This is a genomic window from Stenotrophomonas sp. AC248, from assembly GCF_979258185.1.
The window spans coordinates 2,859,968-2,877,378 of the sequence record NZ_OZ409840.1 but is presented as its reverse complement, the minus strand read 5'-3'; the positions used below and the strand labels follow the sequence as shown (position 1 = coordinate 2,877,378).

Sequence of the window (17,411 nt, the reverse complement as noted above, 5' to 3'; positions counted from 1 at the left end):
GGAAACGGTGGAAAACCAGCCGCAAAGGATCGATCGATGTCCCTGAAGCACTTCCTGAACACCCAGGATTGGAGCCGCACCGACCTGGATGCCCTGCTGACCCAGGCCGCGCTGTTCAAGCGCAACAAGCTGGGCGACGAGCTCAAGGGCAAGTCGATTGCCCTGGTGTTCTTCAATCCCTCCATGCGCACCCGCACCAGCTTCGAGCTGGGTGCCTTCCAGCTGGGTGGGCACGCCATCGTGCTGCAGCCGGGCAAGGACGCATGGCCGATCGAGTTCAACCTGGGCACGGTGATGGACGGGGACACCGAGGAGCACATCGCCGAAGTGGCCAAGGTGCTGGGCCGCTACTGCGACCTGATCGCGGTGCGTGCCTTCCCGAAGTTCATCGACTGGGCCAAGGACCGCGAAGACATCGTGCTCAAGAGCTTCGCCAAGTACTCGCCGGTGCCGGTGATCAACATGGAAACCATCACCCACCCGTGCCAGGAACTGGCCCACGTGATGGCGCTGCAGGAGCATTTCGGTACCCAGGACCTGCGCGGCAAGAAGTACGTGCTGACCTGGACCTACCACCCCAAGCCGCTGAACACCGCGGTGGCCAACTCGGCGCTGACCATCGCTACCCGCATGGGCATGGACGTGACCCTGCTGTGTCCGACCCCGGATTACATTCTGGACGAGCGCTACATGGGCTGGGCCGAGCAGAACGTGGCCGAGAGCGGTGGGTCGCTGCAGGTCAGCCACGACATCGCCAGCGCCTACGCCGGCGCCGACGTGGTGTACGCCAAGAGCTGGGGCGCGCTGCCGTTCTTCGGCAACTGGGAACCGGAAAAGCCGATCCGCGACCAGTACCAGCACTTCATCGTGGACGAAGCCAAGATGGCGCTGACCAACAACGGCGTGTTCAGCCACTGCCTGCCGCTGCGCCGCAACGTGAAGGCCACCGACGGCGTGATGGACTCGGCGCAGTGCATCGCGATCAACGAGGCTGAAAACCGCCTGCATGTGCAGAAGGCGATCATGTCGGCGTTGATCGGCCGGTAACGCCATCAACGGGTATCGAACATTGCAGCCGACCAACGGTCGGCTCTACCCAGCCAGCGCACCGAAGATTTCAGCCGACCGGCGCAGGATTTCAGCCGACCGGCGTACCGCACGATTCAGCCGACCAACGGTCGGCTCTACACCGAATCTTTATCTCCCAATTGGACCTGACCCCCATGAGCAACAAAGACATCGTCCTGGCTTTCTCCGGTGGACTCGACACCAGCTTCTGCGTGCCGTACCTGCAGGAGCGCGGCTACAACGTGCATACCGTGTTCGCCGACACCGGCGGCGTGGATGACGAAGAGCGCGATTTCATCGAGAAGCGTGCCGCCGAACTGGGCGTCACCAGCCACGTCACCGTCGACGGTGGCCCGGCGATCTGGAGCGGCTTCGTCAAGCCGTTCGTGTGGGCCGGCGAGGGCTATCAGGGCCAGTACCCGCTGCTGGTGTCCGACCGTTACCTGATCGTGGATGCCGCGCTCAAGCGCGCCGCCGAGCTGGGCACCAACATCATCGCCCACGGCTGCACCGGCATGGGCAATGACCAGGTCCGCTTCGACCTGGCCGTGAAGGCACTGGGCGACTACCAGATCGTCGCGCCGATCCGCGAAATCCAGAAGGAACACACCCAGACCCGCGCCTACGAGCAGAAGTACCTGGAAGAGCGCGGCTTCGGCGTGCGTGCCAAGCAGCAGGCCTACACCATCAACGAGAACCTGCTGGGCCTGACCATGTCCGGCGGTGAGATCGACCGTTGGGAAGCCCCGGGCGAAGGTGCCCGCGGCTGGTGCGCACCGCGCAGCGAATGGCCGGAACAGGCACTGACGGTCACCCTGAAGTTCGTCGAAGGCGAAGCCGTCGAGCTGGACGGCACGGCGCTGCCGGGTGAGCAGATCCTGGCCAAGCTCAACAAGCTGTTTGCCCCGTACGGCGTGGGCCGTGGCGTCTACACCGGTGACACCGTGATCGGCCTGAAGGGCCGCATCGTGTTCGAAGCGCCGGGCCTGGTCTCGCTGCTGGCCGCGCACCGCGCGCTGGAAGATGCCGTGCTGACCAAGCAGCAGAACCGCTTCAAGCCGGACGTGGCGCGCAAGTGGGTGGAGCTGGTGTACGAGGGCTTCTACCACGACCCGCTGAAGACCGACATCGAAGCCTTCCTGAAGTCCTCGCAGGCCAAGGTCAACGGTGAAGTGGTGCTGGAAACCCGCGGTGGCCGTGTGGATGCCGTGGCGGTGAAGTCGCCGCACCTGCTCAACACCAAGGGCGCTACGTATGCACAGTCGGCCGACTGGGGCGTGGAAGAGGCCGAAGGCTTCATCAAGCTGTTTGGTATGAGCTCCACGCTGTACGCGCAGGTAAACCGCTAAGGCGATTCACCGGGGTGCCGGCCGCTGGCCGGCGCCTCGCAAAGCCGATGGAGGGGTAGTGCCGGCCGCTGGCCGGCTCCTGGAACGGCCGGATCATTGCAGAGCCGGCCAGCGGCCGGCACTACCGATTTTGAACCCTACGGATATCCAGACACATGTTGGAACAGACACTCGATCACCTGCAGCAGCTCGTGTCCTTCGACACGCGCAATCCGCCGCGGGCGATCACCACCGGCGGCATCTTCGATTACCTGCGTGCGAACCTGCCCGGGTTCACCGTGGAGGTGATCGACCATGGCGACGGTGCGGTCAGCCTGTATGCGGTGCGTGGCACCCCGAAGTACCTGTTCAACGTGCACCTGGATACCGTGCCGGACTCGCCGCATTGGACGGCCGACCCGCACGTGATGCGGCGTGCCGAGGACCGCGTGATCGGGCTGGGCGTGTGTGACATCAAGGGCGCTGCGGCGGCACTGGTGGCCGCTGCCAACGCCAGCGATGGCGATGCCGCGTTCCTGTTCTCCAGCGACGAGGAAGCCAACGATCCGCGTTGCATCGCCGCCTTCCTGGCCCGTGGCATTCCGTATGAAGCGGTGCTGGTGGCCGAGCCGACCATGAGCGAAGCGGTGCTTGCGCACCGTGGCATCAGTTCGGTGCTGATGCAGTTCACCGGCCGCGCCGGGCATGCCTCGGGCAAGCAGGATGCGGCGGCCAGCGCGCTGCACCAGGCCATGCGCTGGGGCAACCGCGCGCTGGACCACGTGGAATCGCTGGCCCATGCACGCTTCGGCGGGCTCACCGGCCTGCGCTTCAACATCGGTCGGGTGGAAGGCGGTATCAAGGCCAACATGATCGCCCCCGCTGCCGAAGTGCGGTTCGGCTTCCGCCCGCTGCCGTCGATGGACATCGATGCGTTGCTGGCGACCTTCGCCGGGTTTGCCGAACCGGCAGCCGCGCAGTTCACCGAAACCTTCCGTGGCCCCAGTTTCCCGGCCGGCGACATCGCCGAAGCGGAAAACCGCCGCCTGGCCGCGCGTGACGTGGCCGATGCCCTGGATATTCCGATCGGCAACGCGGTGGACTTCTGGACCGAGGCGTCACTGTTCTCGGCCGGCGGCTACACCACGCTGGTGTACGGTCCGGGCGACATCGCCCAGGCCCACACCGCCGATGAGTTCGTGACGCTGGAGCAGCTGCAGCGTTACACCGCATCCGTGCACCGCATCATCGCGCACGGTGCCTGATCGAATGACGCCGTCGTGGTCCCCCACTGACGGAACTCCCATCGCGGCTTCGGCCGCCTGTGACGATACCGAAATGCCTTCTTCCCAGCCCCACCGCCAGACCCGCCAGACCATCGTGCGCCTGCTTTCGAGCATGGCCAGCGCGAAGGAGATCAGCCAGTACCTCAAGCGTTTCTCGCAGCTGGACGCCAAGCGCTTCGCCGTGGTCAAGGTCGGCGGCGCGGTGCTGCGCGATGACCTGGATGCGCTGACCTCCTCGCTGTCGTTCCTGCAGGAAGTCGGGCTGACCCCGATCGTGCTGCACGGCGCCGGCCCGCAGCTGGACGCCGAACTGTCGGCGGCCGGCATCGTCAAGGAAACCGTCAACGGCCTGCGCGTGACCTCGCCGGAAGGCCTGGCGATCGTGCGCCGGGTGTTCCAGGCGTCCAACCTGCAGCTGGTGGAGGCGCTGCAGCAGAACGGCGCCCGCGCCACCTCGATCACCGGCGGCGTGTTCGAAGCCGAGTACATGGACCAGGCCACCTATGGCCTGGTGGGCGAGGTGAAGAAGGTCAACCTGGCCCCGATCGAAGCCAGCCTGCGCGCCGGCTCGATCCCGGTGATCACCAGCCTGGGCGAAACCCGCTGCGGGCAGATCCTCAACGTCAACGCCGATTTTGCCGCCAATGAACTGGTGCAGGAACTGCAGCCGTACAAGATCATCTTCCTGACCGGCACCGGCGGCCTGCTCGACGAAGAGGGCAAGGTGATCGACTCGATCAACCTGTCCACCGAGTACGACCAGCTGATGCAGCAGCCGTGGATCCACGGCGGCATGCGGGTGAAGATCGAACAGATCAAGGACCTGCTGGATCGGCTGCCGCTGGAGTCGTCGGTGTCGATCACCCGGCCGGCGGACCTGGCCAAGGAGCTGTTCACCCACAAGGGCTCGGGCACGCTGGTGCGCAAGGGCGAAAAAGTACTGCGCGCCACCGCCTGGGACGAACTGGACCTGCCGCGCCTGAAGGGCCTGATCGAATCCAGCTTCGGTCGCACCCTGGTGCCGGACTACTTCGAGAAGACCAAGCTGCTGCGCGCCTACGTCAGCGAGAACTACCGCGCTGCGGTGATCCTCACCGACGAGGCCGAAGGCGTGTACCTGGACAAGTTCGCGGTGCTCGACGACGCGCAGGGTGAAGGCCTGGGCCGCGCGGTGTGGAACGTGATGCTGGAGGAAACCCCGCAGCTGTTCTGGCGCTCGCGCAACGGCAACCCGATCAACCACTTCTACTACGCCGAGTCCGACGGCTGCTACAAGCAGGGCACCTGGAAGGTGTTCTGGTTTGGCGCCGACGGCTTCGAGCGGATCCGCACCTACGTTGAACACTGCGCCCTGCGCACCCCGAGCCTGGAGGGCTGAACCCGATGAATCACGCCGATTGGACCAAAGTGCCCACGCTGGCCGGCACCCATGCCCGGCTGGAGCCGCTGCAGATGGCGCACATCGACGGTCTGCGCGGCGCGCTGGGCGACGGCACGCTGTCCAGCCTCTGGTACACCCAGGTGCCCAGCGCCAAGACCATGACCGGCTACGTGCAGGCCGCGCTGCAGGCCCAGGCCGACGGCAAGGTGTTGCCCTTCGTGGTGCTCAACGCGGCCGATGAAGTCGTGGGCACCACCCGCTACTACGCGATGGAAGAAGAGGTGCCGCGCCTGAGCATCGGCTACACCTGGTACGGGCAGGACGCGCAGCGTACCGGCATCAACACCGAAACCAAGCTGATGCTGCTCACCCATGCGTTCGAGCGGCTGGAGTGCCTGAGCGTGGTGTTCGAAACCAGCTGGTTCAACTTCGCCTCGCGTACCGCGATCGCGCGGTTGGGTGCCAAGCAGGACGGCGTGCTGCGCAACCACAAGCGCCACCCCGACGGCACCCCGCGCGACACCGTCATCTTCTCCATCATCGATGCGGAATGGCAGGGCGTGAAGCGCCACCTGCAGCACCGCCTGGACGCACACGCATGAGCAGCTCCCCGCAGTACACCGTCGGCATCGTCGGCGCCCGTGGCCACACCGGCGCCGAGCTGATCAAGCTGATTGCCGCGCACCCGAACCTGCAGCTGGGCTTTGTGTCCTCGCGCGAACTGGCCGGGCAGCGTGTGGCCGACCATCACCCCGACGTGGAGCAGGGCTCTGCCCTGCTGTTCGAAAACCTCGACGCCGACGCGGTCGCTGCCAAGGGCATGGACGCGGTGATCCTGGCGCTGCCCAACGGGCTGGCCGCGCCGTTCGTCACCGCGCTGGACGCGGCCCGGCCGGACACGGTGATCGTGGACCTGTCGGCTGACCACCGCTTCGAGCCGAGCTGGTACTACGGCCTGCCCGAACTGACCCGGGGCGACTACCTGGGCCAGAAGCACATCAGCAACCCGGGCTGCTATGCCACCGCGATGCAGCTGGCGATCAGCCCGTTGCTGACCCAGCTGGCCGGCCCGCCGCAGTGCTTCGGCGTGTCCGGGTATTCCGGCGCCGGCACCACCCCGTCGGACAAGAACAACCCGGAGCTGCTGCGCGACAACCTGATGCCGTACGCGCTCACCAACCACATGCACGAGCGCGAAGTCACCGCGCACCTGCGCGTGCCGGTGGAGTTCATGCCGCACGTGGCACCGAATTTCCGCGGCATCACCATGACCGTGAACCTGTGGTTGAACACCGTGGTCAAGCGCGAGGACGTGATGGCGCTGTACCAGAAGTACTACGCCAATGAAGCGCTGGTGGAAGTGATCGACGAGGCCCCGTGGGTCAGCCAGATCGCCGGCCGCCATGGCGTGCAGATCGGTGGCTTCGACGTGGCCCCGGGTGGCAAGCGGGTGGTGGTGGTGGCGACCCTGGACAACCTGCTCAAGGGCGCGGCTACCCAGGCCATCCAGAACCTCAACCTGGCGCTGGGCCTGGACGAACTGGCCGCGATCCCGCACTGAACCCTACCGGCGCGCACCGGCAAGGGTGCGCGCACAACCCGGCGGAGCGATTCCGCCAACGGAGCAAGACATGGCAGACCTTCTGTGGCAGAAGCCGGGCGTCGCCGTCGACGCCAAGATCCAGACCTTCCTGGCCGGCGATGACGTGATCCTGGATCGCGAGTTCTTCCTGTATGACGTTGCCGCCAGCAAGGCGCACGCGCAGGGCCTGCAGCACATCGGCATCCTGTCCAGCGACGAGCTGGATGGCCTGCTGCGCGAGCTGGACGTGCTGGGTGCCGATTTCCGCAGCGGTGCGTTCGTGCTGGATGAGCGCTTCGAGGATTGCCATTCGGCGATCGAAGCCCGCCTGACCGAGCGCCTGGGCGATGCCGGTCGCAAGATCCACACCGGGCGCAGCCGCAATGACCAGATCCTGGTGGCCACCCGCCTGTGGTTGAAGGACAAGCTGCTGCACGTGGCCGGCCTGAGCCGCGAGATCGCCAAGGTGGCGCTGGACCGCGCCGAGGCCGAGAAGGACCTGCCGGTGCCGGGCTACACCCACATCCAGCGCGCCGTGGTGTCCTCGGCGGGCATGTGGTGGGCCGGCTGGGCCGAGGCCTTCATCGACAACGCGATCCGCGCCCATGACACCTTCGCGCTGATCGACGCCAACCCGCTCGGCACCGCTGCCGGGTACGGCGTGAACCTGCCGTTGGACCGCGCCCACACCACTGCCGCGCTCGGCTTTGCGCGGATGCAGGTGTCGCCGATCTACGCGCAGTTGTCGCGCGGCAAGTTCGAACTGGCCGCGCTGGAAGCGCTGGGCGGTGCCACCCTGGACCTGCGCCGCATCGCCTGGGACCTGTCGCTGTTCACCAGCGGCGAGTTCGGCTTCGTGGCGCTGCCGGCGCAGTACACCACCGGCAGCTCGATCATGCCCAACAAGCGCAACCCGGACGTGATCGAACTGATGCGCGCCACCCACGCCAGCGTGGCCGCCGCACGTACCGAGATCGAGCAACTGCTGTCGCTGCCGTCCGGCTATCACCGCGACCTGCAGAGCAGCAAGGGCGCCATCTTCCACGGCTTCGGCCGTGGCCTGGCCGCGCTGGAACTGCTGCCGGCGTTGCTGGCCAACCTGGAATGGCGCGACGACAAGCTGCGCGCGGCGATCGACTCGGGCATGTATGCCACTGACGTCGCGGTGGAAGCGGCGGTGGCCGGCGTTCCGTTCCGCGAGGCCTACAAGGCCGCCGCGGCCGGGGCCGAGAGTGCCGGGCAGGGGCGTACGCCCGAAGGCAGCCTGGCCGCGCGCGTGTCGCCCGGCGCGGCCGCCGACCTGCGGCTGGACGAACTGCGCGCCCGCTGGGCCGCGCTGGTGTGACCACAACGACGGTAGTGCCGGGCTCTGCCCGGCAAACCACACCAACGGCGCTGCCCGACCCCCCGAATGGACACCCCATGAACATCTGCTACCTGGTACTGGTCACCCGCACCCCGGACTTCCGCGACGAGGTGGGCGCCGAACACGTACGCTTCCTCGATGAGGTGCGCGCCCGCGGCCAGCTGCTGCTGACCGGCGGCTTCACCGACAAGAGCGGGGGCGCCTACGTGCTGCAGGACGTGGCCGACCTGGCCGCCGCGCAGGCGCTGGTGGACACCGATCCGCTGCTGGTGCACGGCAGTGCCACCGCCCGCATCCACGAATGGGCCACCCGCTGAGGCAAGCACCCCCGATGAGCCCGACCGTGCAATCGCCGTTTCCCGAACAGACCCTGCCGCCGTGGAAGCGCGCCGTGCTCAAGGTCGGCAGCAGCCTGCTCGCCGCCGATGGCGGTGGGCTGTCACCGCGCCATGCGCTGGGCCTGGCCCAGTTCGTCTCGGCCAACGTGCTGGCCGGGCGCGAGGTGGTGATCGTGTCGTCCGGGGCGGTGGCCGCGGGCCGCGCGATCGTGCCGCGTGCGCTGGAAGCCGGCGCGGCGATGGCCGCGCGCCAGGCGCTGGCCGCGCTGGGCCAGGCGCAGCTGATCGGCCTGTGGCAGCGCTTCTTCGAGCGCCCCGTGGCGCAGGTGCTGCTTACCCACGACGACCTGCGCAACCGCCGCCGCTACCTCAACGCGCGCGCCACCCTCAACGAGCTGCTGCGCCTGGGCGCGTTGCCGGTGGTGAATGAGAACGACACCGTGTCGGTGGATGAGCTCAAACTGGGCGACAACGACAACCTGGCCGCCACGGTCGCGGCACTGATCGATGCCGACGTGCTGTTCATCGCCACCGACATCGATGGCCTGTACAGCGCCGACCCGCGCCGTGACCCGCAGGCCCGGCCGATCCACGACGTGCCCGAGCTCACCGGCGAGGTGCTGGCCATGGCCGGCGGCACCGGCAGCGGGGCCGGCACCGGCGGCATGCATACCAAGCTGGAAGCGGCGGCCAAGGCCGGGCGGGTCGGCATCGACACCTGCCTGTTCAACGGTCGCGACAGCGACGTGGTGCGTGCGCTGGCCCAGGGCCGGTTGTTCGGCACCCGCATCCACGCCGGGCAGACCCGCGTGGCCGCCCGCAAGTACTGGCTGCGGCATGCCCCGCTGGAACCCGGCGCGATTCTCATCGACGACGGTGCGGCCGCCGCGCTGCGCGACAAGGGCGCCTCGCTGCTGCCCGGTGGCGTGCGCGGGGCCGACGGCGATTTCCGCCGCGGCGACATGATCGAAGTGCGCCTGCGCGGTGAGCAGGGCGAGATGTGCCTGGCCCGCGGCGTCAGCCAGTACTCGGCCAGCGACATCCGCCGCATCGCCGGCCGCCACTCGCGCGACATCGAGAGCGTGCTCGGCTACAACTACGGCGGCAACGTCATCCACCGCGACGACCTGGTGGTGCTGTAAAGCGTAAGAACATCCACGGTAGCGCCACGCCCTACGTGGCCGCGCAGCCTGGGCCCGTTCGACATCCCGCAGCCACGCATGGCGTGGCGCTACCCTGCATCTTCAGAGGATATTGAGATGGTTGCCAGCTCCCCCTCCGACATCCGCGCCCAGGCGCTGGCCTGCCGCGCCGCGGCGCAGCAGGTGGCGCAGTTGTCATCCGGCGCCAAGACTGCGCTGCTGGACGCCATGGCGGCCGCGCTGGAAGACGATGCCGCGCTCATCCTGGACGCCAACGCGCGCGACCTGGCCGCCGCGCGCGACAAAGGCACCGGCAGCGCCATGCTCGACCGCCTGGCGCTGGACGCCACGCGCCTGGCCGGCATCGCCGCGGCCCTGCGCGACGTGGCCGCGTTGCCCGATCCGGTGGGCGTGGTCACCCGTGACGACGTGCGCCCCAACGGCATCCGCGTGCAGAAGGTGCGCGTGCCGCTGGGCGTGATCGTGATGATCTACGAAGCCCGCCCGAACGTGACCGCCGATGCCGCTGCGCTGTGCATCAAGGCCGGCAACGGGGTGATCCTGCGCGGTGGGTCGGAGGCCATCCACTCCAACACCGCCATTGCCGCCGCGCTCAAGCGTGCGCTGCGCGAGGCGGGCGTGGCCGAGGCGGCATTGACGTTGGTCGAGGACCTGCGCCGCGAGACCATGCTGGAACTGCTGCAGCTCAACGACCTGGTCGACCTGGCGATCCCGCGCGGGGGCGAAGGTTTGATCCGGTTCGTGGCCGAACATGCGCGGGTGCCGGTGATCAAGCATTACAAGGGCGTGTGCCACCTGTACGTGGACCGCGCCGCCCACCTTGAGCGGGCGCTGGCGTTGCTGGTTGACGGCAAGTGCAGCCGGCCGTCGGCGTGCAATTCGCTGGAAACGCTGCTGGTGCATGCCGATGTGGCCGCGACCTTCCTGCCGTTGGCGGGGCAGGCGCTGCGCGAACGTGGCGTGGCGGTGCGGGCCGATGACCGCGCGCGGCAGTGGCTGGACGATGCGCAGCCGGCCACCGACGCCGATTACGCGGCCGAGTACCTGGACCTGATCATTGCGGTGCGCGTGGTCGATGACCTTGACCAGGCGCTGGCGCATATCCAGCAGTACAGCTCGGACCACACCGAGGTGATTGCCACCGAGGATGCGCAGGCGGCCGAGCAGTTCGTGCACGCCTTGCGTTCGGCGGTGGTGATGGTGAACGCGTCGTCGCGGTTCTCCGACGGCGGCGAACTGGGCCTGGGCGCGGAGATCGGCATTTCGACCACGCGCCTGCATGCGTACGGCCCGATGGGGCTGGAAGCGCTGACGGTGGAGCGGTTCGTGGTGCGCGGGGAAGGGCAGACGCGGTAGGTGTTTGTTTGTTTGCAGGGCTGCTGCCCTGCACCCGCTATAAGCAACGGCAACGGCAACGTCAAAAGCGCGCTATCCGTGGGATGGCGGGGTGGGTCCGGTTGCGGGGGACGCCGTAAACCCATCCTTGGGGGCTTGGCCGCGGCATCCATGCCGCGGACACCCCCGCAACCGGACCCACCCCGCCTTCGACAGATTCCCGTGGCTGACAGTAGAGCCACGGCGTGCGTGGACGATTTTCGATTTCAATTTGAACTATTCGATTTGAACTGTTCGATTTCGATATCGATATCGATCGGATTTGATCCCCGCATGCCATGGCTCCACCAACCGTCACCAGGAAACTGTCGGGGGTGGGGCGGTGTGGGTGGGAAGGACCGTTGGCGCCATGGATGGCGCCGCCGAGCCCCCATGGACGGGTTTACGGCGTGTCCTGCCCACCCACACCGCCCCGCCCAACCAGCAGAAATCCAGAGCCGCTTCAGCCGTTGACGTTGCTCTGGCTTCGGCTCCGGCTCCGGCGTCGGCAGGTGCAGGGCGCAGCCCTGCCGACCCCTCCTACAGCAGCTGGTGGGTCACGCCCACCGGCCTCGCGTGATCGTCCATATGCAACGTAACCGCCTTCCCGCTGGCCAGTTGCGCGGCCAGTTCCGGGCTGGCGCCCAGGTCGCGGGCGATTTCCTCGCGGGTGGTGTCCTCATGCGGAGTACGGCGCTCCTTGCCGGCAAACCGCATGCGGTTGTACTCGGCCCAGGCGATCAGCAGCACCGCCGTACAGACCAGCATCACCGGCAGCGCAATGATGATGAACGGATCGATGGCCTGCTTGTACTCGTACAGTTGCAGCCAGGCCATGCGGCCGCCGAGCAGCCAGGAAATCAACGTCACCAGCGGCGCCCACAGGTAGAAGTAGAAGCCCCAGAAGGCCAGGGTCACAAACCCCCAGGCGGTGCGCTGCAGACGCGGCTGCTGGCGCGGCTTCTGGATCAGGCGCGAGTCGAAACGGCGGGTGGATTTGACAGTGTTCATCGGATACCCCGGTCGGGACTGACCCAGACCGCCCGCTTGCCACGGCGCTTGAGCAGCGTCTTCGGCAGGGCCACCAGGGTCGTGAACAGGCTGATGAGCCAGTACGCCATCGGGTACCAGATCACCCAGAAGTAGTTGCGTCCAATGTGGGTTTCGTAACGGCGGTCGATGATCAGGCTGCTGGCGAACTGCAGCAGGCACACCAGCGCCAGGATCACCCCGTGCCATTGCGGCAGCAGCGTGGCGATGTACAGGTCCTGCGGCAGGGGCATGAACTTGCCCAATGCCCAGAGCACGATGATGGCCAGCATGGTGTAGGCCCACAGCACGCTCAGCAGGTATTCCAGCAGTACGCCCCACATGCGGCGCTTGCGCCAGTGGAACAGCGAGCTGCCATGCCGCAGCATCACTTCCACGCCGCCCTGGGCCCAGCGCAGGCGCTGCCGCCACAGGCCCTTCAGTGTTTCCGGCATCAGGATGAAGCACAGCGCGTTGGGTTCGTAGCGGATGTCCCAGTGGTCCAGCTGCAGGCGCCAGCTGATGTCGATGTCTTCGGTGACCATGTCATCGGCCCAGTAGCCGATACGGTGCAGCGCGGTGCGGCGGAACGCGGCGATCACCCCGGAGATGGTGAAGATGCGCCCGTACACACGCTGGGCGCGCTTGATCATGCCGATGATCGAAGAGAACTCGGCCACCTGCAGGCGGCCCAGCAGGGTGGACCGGTTGCGGATGCGCGGGTTGCCGGTCACCGCGCCCACGCGCGGGCCACTGGTCAGGTGCCAGACCATCCAGTGGGTGGCGTACTCCTCCAGCATCGCATCGCCATCGATGCACACCAGGTACTCCGAGCGTGCCGCCAGGGCGCCCATGCGCAGCGCATTGGCCTTGCCCAGGTTGCGGTCCAGATGCACCACGCGCAGCCGCGGATGCAGCGCGGCCATCGCGTCCAGGCGGGCGCCGGTGTCGTCGCTGCTGCCATCGTTGATGGCAATCACTTCGAAGTCCGGGTAGTTCTGGCGCAGCGCCGAGCCGAGCGTGTCGGTCAGGTTGTCCGCTTCGTTGTGGCACGGGATCAGGATCGACGCGAACGGGTAGCTGTCCATCGGCGGCGGATCGTTGCGATCGCGCGCCTTTCGCTCACGTCGGAAGAAGTAGTACAGGCCGCCGGACATCCAGAAGAACGCCATCACCATCGGATAGAAGAAGGCGAACTGGAACAGCGCGAACAGGAAGGGATGCATGGCAGCCTCACTTTTCCTCGTACGGGAAGCTGCGCGAGGACATCGCCGCGCGCGCATCGTAAGTGGACGGACGGCCGGCGATGAAGTCGTCGGGGTACCAGGCGAAATGACGCACGCCCTGCGCCTGCAGGCGACGGATCTGCGCACGCAGGCGCTCACCGGGAATCGGCTTCTGGGTACGCCAGTCCACCGTCTGCAGTTCGAACATGGTCTGGGACAGCTGCGGGTCGTGTGCACGCACCGCCACCACCAGCTTGTCCAGCCATTTTTCCGGGTTGCGGCTGCCTTCCATCCACGGCATCGCCATCAACGCGGTGTGGTCGTAGGCCTTGTTGAACAGGTCCAGGCGCTGGGCGAACCAGCTGGCGCTCTGCGGCTGCAGCACCGGCTGCGCGTACAGGTTGCGCACGGTGGCCAGCTTGGGCCGCCAGCGCTGCGCGGCGGTGCGCAGCTCCAGGGTGAAGTCGATCAGTGCCTGGGTCCGCGCGCCGTCGTCGCCTTCGGGCGGCAGCTGGCTCAGCTCGGTATCGCGCAGGTAGGCATCGTCGTGGAACAGCAGCCCCTCGAAGTAGGAGTTGATCGCCAGGTCTTCGTAGATGTCATCGATGATCCGGCGCACCTTCGGGTTGGTGAAGTCCAGCCGGAAGATGCCATCGCGCTCGGGGCTCTCGATCGCCAGCGCGGTGCGGATGGCCGGGTCCTTGAGCTCGTAACCCAGCACCGGCAGCCACGCGAACACCTTCACCCCGGCACGCGTCTTGAGCTGCCACGCCACGCGGTTGAACAGGTCCGCGCGCATCGGCAGGTGCCGGTTGGGGAAGTAAAGCGCGTCGGCCGAGCCGTTGCCGTCCGGGTCGGCGAAGGCCTGCAGGAACACGTGGGTGGGGCCGATCTTCTTGACCCGCTCGATCAGCGCATCCAGGTTCTTGGCCAGCTGCGCCGGGTCGGCGTCGTACACCGCGTCCAGGTCGATCTGCAGGGCACGCATGCCGTCGCGTTCGACGTCGCGGCGCAGTTCGTAGGCCAGCTGGATCACGGTCGGGTTGTTGGTCACCAGCAAGCGGGCCAGGCCGTGCAGGTCACGTGTCACCGGCGTGCTGCGGCCTTCCAGGTCGAAGGACACCGGCATGCCGAGCTGCTCGGCGATGTCGTTGCTCAGTGCGTTGTAGGCGGCATACGGCCACACGACCGCCTTGGGCGACACGCCCACGTTCTTCTGGATGCGGTCCACGCTCAGCTGCAGGTCCGCGCGCAGGCGGGCTTCGTACTGGGCCGCGGTTTCGTAGCGCTTGGCGGTCGGGTCGTAGATGCGGGTGATCACCGCCGGAGTGGAGTTGCCCTGCGGATTGGACTGCACGCCGTGGTGCAGGTTGTCGGTGTGGCTGGCCAGTTCGATCAGCCCGCTCTTCTGCATCTCGCGCAGTTGTTCCCAGGTCAGGAAATCGTCGCGGGTGAAGGGGCGGTAGCCGTAGTCGATCTGGCGGCCGGCGGGCATGTCCACGTAGTCGGTGATCACCGCCACCAGTGCCGGGTAGTTGTAGGCGCGCAGCAGCGGGAACACCTTGCTGTACACACTGCGCAGGCCGTCATCGAAGGTCAGCAGGACCGGCTTGGGTGGCAGCGGGGTGCCGCCCTTCGAGGCGGTGATCAGCTGCGACAGCGACACCGGGTGGTAGCCGTGCGCGGACAGCCAGTCCAGGTGCGCGGCGAAGTTCTGGGTGCTGACCGCATAGGCGTCCAGGTCGCTGGTGGTGGCCACGTCATCGCGGATGTCGTGGTAGCTGAGCACCAGCAGGCCGTTGTCGGCCGCGTCCAGCACGGCCGCCGACGGCGGCTGCGCGTGCGCGGGAACGACCACGGCCAGCAACGCCAGCAGCAGGCCCAGGGTCCAGCGTTTCAGATCCATATGGTCCATCTCATTCTCCCCAGCGCAGGCCGACATCCAGGCCCACGTGTCGTTCGCGTTGTCCGTCGTAGACCGGTCGCGACCAGCTCACGCCGTACTCGAAAATCCGGCCTTCGCCGATCTGCCATTCGTGGCGGTACTCGGCCGACGGCACGAGCGCGCTGCCAAAGCCCTGCTGCCAGTACTGGCCCACCGACACTGTCAGGCGGTGCCGGAAGTGGCGCTCGTAGTGGCGCCACAGCTGCTGGTCCACGCGCAGGCCCAGTTCCACCGAGTGGTCCTCGGACGGGTTGAAGTAGGGCACGTCGTCGCGGCTGCCCTGGCTGGCGTAGAGGCTGCCCAGGCCGTCCAGGATCAGCGTGGGGCGGGTCAGCAGGCGCTGCTCGATGGCGGTGGTGACAGTATCGCGGCGGTTGCCGTCGTCGTAGCGGAACTGGCTGGCGCCGATGCTCCAGTGGGTGCGTTCGTTGCGGCGGTAGTCCGCGGCCACGGCCACGCTGTCGGCGGTGATGCCGGCCACGCGCGCCTGCATCGACGCATCGGCATCGTTGCGCGCGGCGGTGACGCCCACGTGCCACTGGTCGCTGAACTGCCAACCGAGGCCGGCGCTCAGGCCGGTATCGCCGATGTGGTCGTTGGCGCGGTTGACGAAGGCTTCGGCGTCGGCGCGGCCATAGCGGTAGCGCGTGCCCAGGCCCACCCGCAGCGGGTTGATGGTCTGGTCCTGGAAGTCGACGTTCCGGCGGTCGGCAAAGGCCACCACGCGCCAGCGGTCGTCGAGGATCGGGGACTGCACTTCCACCCCGTAACGGCCGTCATCGTTGCCCAACGGCGACGCACCGCCGCCGCCGGAACTGCGCCCGCCCTCAGCGTACGCATGCAGCTGCCAGCCGCGGTGCGCGCGCCAGCTGCGGTCCAGGCGCTGCACCGACGGCTGGCCGGGGTAGCGCTCCAGCAGGGTGTCGCGGATCGGGCGGGCGAGGTCGTCGCGCTGCAGCTCCACGTAGGCGTCGTACTGGCCCAGGCGGGCCGGTACGTCGCGCGGGTCCAGCGTGTTGGCCATGCTGTAGCGCTCCAGCGCCCGGCGTGGCGCAACCGCGCATCAGGTAGACGTTGCCCAGCGAGGATTGCGTGCCGGTGTTGCCCGGGCCGATGTCGACCATCTTCTCCAGATCGCGCTGGGCGGTGGGCAGGTCGCCGCTGTAGGCGCGCACCATGGCCAGGTTGAGGTCGGCTTCGTAACGCGGCCAGTTGGCGTGCGGGGCCTTGGCGCCGTTGGTCCAGCGCCATGCGGGCTCGTCGGCCTGCCACTTGGTGAGCAGCGCGATGGCGGTGTTGGCCTGTTCGCTTTCCAGGTAGGCGTAGGCCAGCTCGGAGCGCACCTGCGGCTGCGAGGGGTCGGCCTTCATGGCCGCTTCGAGCACGGGAATGGCTTCCTGCGGGTGCTGGGTGGCCATCAGCGAATCGCCGATCGGGGCCATCAGGTAGTTCGGCACCGGATGGCCGTCGGCCAACAGGCTGCGGTACTCGTCGCGAACCTGCGTGTGCCGGCCCAGCCGGTTGAGCAGGATCAGGCGGTCGTAGCGGATGCGCAGCGGCGCGGCCTGCACACTGCTGCCGCCGCGGTCGAGGTACTGCTGCATCTGCGCCAGCGCGCCTTCGGCTTCGTCCAGGCGGGTGTCTTCGCTGGCCCCGTAGGCCAGGCTCCAGCCCACCAGCTTGGCCAGGTAGTTGGCCTCGAAGCGCTGCTTCTGGCCATCATCGAACAGCTGCGGGCGGGCCTGATACAGCTGCCAGGCGCGGTGTGCATTGCCGATGTCGGACAGCGTCAGCACCTGCAGCTTGTACAGCAGGGCGTCGTCGGGCGACTGCAGCTGGGCCCGCTCGATGGCGGCCAGCGCATCCAGCCATTGGGCATGGTCGCGGAAGTGGCTGATCTGCCCGAGCTGATCCGCAGTCGCGGCGGCGTGTGCGCCGGTGCTGGTCAGACAGAGTGTGGCGCATGCCAGGCCGACGCAAAGCGCCAGCGGCCGATGGTTGTACATGGAACCCCCAGTGCATCCCTTCAGAGAATATGGTGTGCAAAAATGTGACGCACATCACATGCCAATCGTGCCTGACTGCGCAGTTGTTTACAAATCGTTAAAGCACGCGCGTCCGCATCCCGCTGTGGAGCGGGAAGAGAAACAGGATGTAACTTACTGATCGCAAAGACCGGCAGGCCGCCGCCACGGCGATGTCCCGGGGGTCGTTGCGTACTGAAGCCGTTCAGTGAAACGCGCTGGAATGCTCCAGGCCCCGACCGCCTGCCGTTGCCGGCAGGTCAGTGACTGACACGCTACGTCAGCAGGTGCGCAAGCGGTG

13 protein-coding genes and 1 pseudogene are annotated in these 17,411 nt (G+C 67.3%); 10 read left to right on the top strand and 4 right to left on the bottom strand.

Going from position 1 to position 17,411, the window contains the following annotated elements; all coding sequences use genetic code 11:
- Positions 1–36: 36 nt before the first annotated feature.
- From ACZ0AE_RS13135 to ACZ0AE_RS13090, 10 genes are all read left to right on the top strand, one after another.
- The gene (locus ACZ0AE_RS13135; RefSeq protein WP_038687420.1) at positions 37–1,047 is read left to right on the top strand and encodes an N-acetylornithine carbamoyltransferase; all 1,011 of its coding nucleotides are present in this window, start codon (positions 37–39) and stop codon (positions 1,045–1,047) included.
- Between the two features lie 176 nt (positions 1,048–1,223).
- Complete coding sequence (locus tag ACZ0AE_RS13130) at positions 1,224–2,417, top strand: argininosuccinate synthase (RefSeq protein WP_038687422.1); 1,194 nt, start codon at positions 1,224–1,226, stop codon at positions 2,415–2,417.
- A 155-nt stretch (positions 2,418–2,572) separates the two neighbouring features.
- A complete protein-coding gene (locus ACZ0AE_RS13125) occupies positions 2,573–3,661 on the top strand; it encodes an acetylornithine deacetylase (RefSeq protein WP_137189949.1) in 1,089 nt (362 codons plus the stop codon).
- Between the two features lie 73 nt (positions 3,662–3,734).
- A complete protein-coding gene (locus ACZ0AE_RS13120; protein WP_038687426.1) occupies positions 3,735–5,060 on the top strand; it encodes an acetylglutamate kinase in 1,326 nt (441 codons plus the stop codon).
- A 5-nt stretch (positions 5,061–5,065) separates the two neighbouring features.
- The gene (locus ACZ0AE_RS13115; RefSeq protein WP_038687428.1) at positions 5,066–5,665 is read left to right on the top strand and encodes a GNAT family N-acetyltransferase; all 600 of its coding nucleotides are present in this window, start codon (positions 5,066–5,068) and stop codon (positions 5,663–5,665) included.
- Entirely contained in the window at positions 5,662–6,624 is a 963-nt protein-coding gene (gene argC, locus ACZ0AE_RS13110) for an N-acetyl-gamma-glutamyl-phosphate reductase (protein WP_463601333.1), read from the top strand. The genes ACZ0AE_RS13115 and argC overlap by 4 nt, the downstream gene beginning before the upstream one ends.
- A gap of 70 nt (positions 6,625–6,694) precedes the next feature.
- A complete protein-coding gene (gene argH / locus ACZ0AE_RS13105; RefSeq protein WP_463601332.1) occupies positions 6,695–7,990 on the top strand; it encodes an argininosuccinate lyase in 1,296 nt (431 codons plus the stop codon).
- Between the two features lie 77 nt (positions 7,991–8,067).
- On the top strand, positions 8,068–8,328 hold the full coding sequence (locus ACZ0AE_RS13100) for a YciI family protein (protein ID WP_038687434.1): 261 nt from the start codon (positions 8,068–8,070) through the stop codon (positions 8,326–8,328).
- 14 nt (positions 8,329–8,342) lie between these two features.
- A complete protein-coding gene (gene proB / locus ACZ0AE_RS13095; protein ID WP_463601331.1) occupies positions 8,343–9,491 on the top strand; it encodes a glutamate 5-kinase in 1,149 nt (382 codons plus the stop codon).
- Between the two features lie 78 nt (positions 9,492–9,569).
- Complete coding sequence (locus ACZ0AE_RS13090; protein WP_463601330.1) at positions 9,570–10,868, top strand: glutamate-5-semialdehyde dehydrogenase; 1,299 nt, start codon at positions 9,570–9,572, stop codon at positions 10,866–10,868.
- 558 nt (positions 10,869–11,426) lie between these two features.
- Here the strand turns inward: ACZ0AE_RS13090 and pgaD are convergent.
- The 4 genes and pseudogenes from pgaD to pgaA all read right to left on the bottom strand — a co-directional run bounded on the left by pgaD (position 11,427) and on the right by pgaA (position 17,092).
- Positions 11,427–11,897 (bottom strand): poly-beta-1,6-N-acetyl-D-glucosamine biosynthesis protein PgaD, encoded by a 471-nt coding sequence (pgaD, locus tag ACZ0AE_RS13085; RefSeq protein ID WP_448134050.1) that lies wholly within the window; start codon positions 11,895–11,897, stop codon positions 11,427–11,429.
- A complete protein-coding gene (gene pgaC / locus ACZ0AE_RS13080) occupies positions 11,894–13,141 on the bottom strand; it encodes a poly-beta-1,6-N-acetyl-D-glucosamine synthase (RefSeq protein WP_463601329.1) in 1,248 nt (415 codons plus the stop codon). Before pgaC ends, pgaD begins: the two co-directional genes overlap by 4 nt.
- 7 nt (positions 13,142–13,148) lie before the next feature.
- Complete coding sequence (gene pgaB, locus ACZ0AE_RS13075) at positions 13,149–15,047, bottom strand: poly-beta-1,6-N-acetyl-D-glucosamine N-deacetylase PgaB (protein WP_463602099.1); 1,899 nt, start codon at positions 15,045–15,047, stop codon at positions 13,149–13,151.
- A gap of 10 nt (positions 15,048–15,057) precedes the next feature.
- Positions 15,058–17,092 (bottom strand): annotated as a pseudogene (gene pgaA / locus ACZ0AE_RS13070) (poly-beta-1,6 N-acetyl-D-glucosamine export porin PgaA).
- Positions 17,093–17,411 lie beyond the last annotated feature (319 nt).

What these genes read in the sequence shown, in the direction of transcription:
- ACZ0AE_RS13135 (WP_038687420.1), top strand. Translation starts at nt 37, where the DNA reads ATGTCCCTGAAGCACTTCCTGAACACCCAGGATTGGAGCCGCACCGAC.
- ACZ0AE_RS13130 (WP_038687422.1), top strand. Translation starts at nt 1,224, where the DNA reads ATGAGCAACAAAGACATCGTCCTGGCTTTCTCCGGTGGACTCGACACC.
- ACZ0AE_RS13125 (WP_137189949.1), top strand. Translation starts at nt 2,573, where the DNA reads ATGTTGGAACAGACACTCGATCACCTGCAGCAGCTCGTGTCCTTCGAC.
- ACZ0AE_RS13120 (WP_038687426.1), top strand. Translation starts at nt 3,735, where the DNA reads ATGCCTTCTTCCCAGCCCCACCGCCAGACCCGCCAGACCATCGTGCGC.
- ACZ0AE_RS13115 (WP_038687428.1), top strand. Translation starts at nt 5,066, where the DNA reads ATGAATCACGCCGATTGGACCAAAGTGCCCACGCTGGCCGGCACCCAT.
- argC (WP_463601333.1), top strand. Translation starts at nt 5,662, where the DNA reads ATGAGCAGCTCCCCGCAGTACACCGTCGGCATCGTCGGCGCCCGTGGC.
- argH (WP_463601332.1), top strand. Translation starts at nt 6,695, where the DNA reads ATGGCAGACCTTCTGTGGCAGAAGCCGGGCGTCGCCGTCGACGCCAAG.
- ACZ0AE_RS13100 (WP_038687434.1), top strand. Translation starts at nt 8,068, where the DNA reads ATGAACATCTGCTACCTGGTACTGGTCACCCGCACCCCGGACTTCCGC.
- proB (WP_463601331.1), top strand. Translation starts at nt 8,343, where the DNA reads ATGAGCCCGACCGTGCAATCGCCGTTTCCCGAACAGACCCTGCCGCCG.
- ACZ0AE_RS13090 (WP_463601330.1), top strand. Translation starts at nt 9,570, where the DNA reads ATGGCGTGGCGCTACCCTGCATCTTCAGAGGATATTGAGATGGTTGCC.
- pgaD (WP_448134050.1), bottom strand. Translation starts at nt 11,897, where the DNA reads ATGAACACTGTCAAATCCACCCGCCGTTTCGACTCGCGCCTGATCCAG.
- pgaC (WP_463601329.1), bottom strand. Translation starts at nt 13,141, where the DNA reads ATGCATCCCTTCCTGTTCGCGCTGTTCCAGTTCGCCTTCTTCTATCCG.
- pgaB (WP_463602099.1), bottom strand. Translation starts at nt 15,047, where the DNA reads ATGGATCTGAAACGCTGGACCCTGGGCCTGCTGCTGGCGTTGCTGGCC.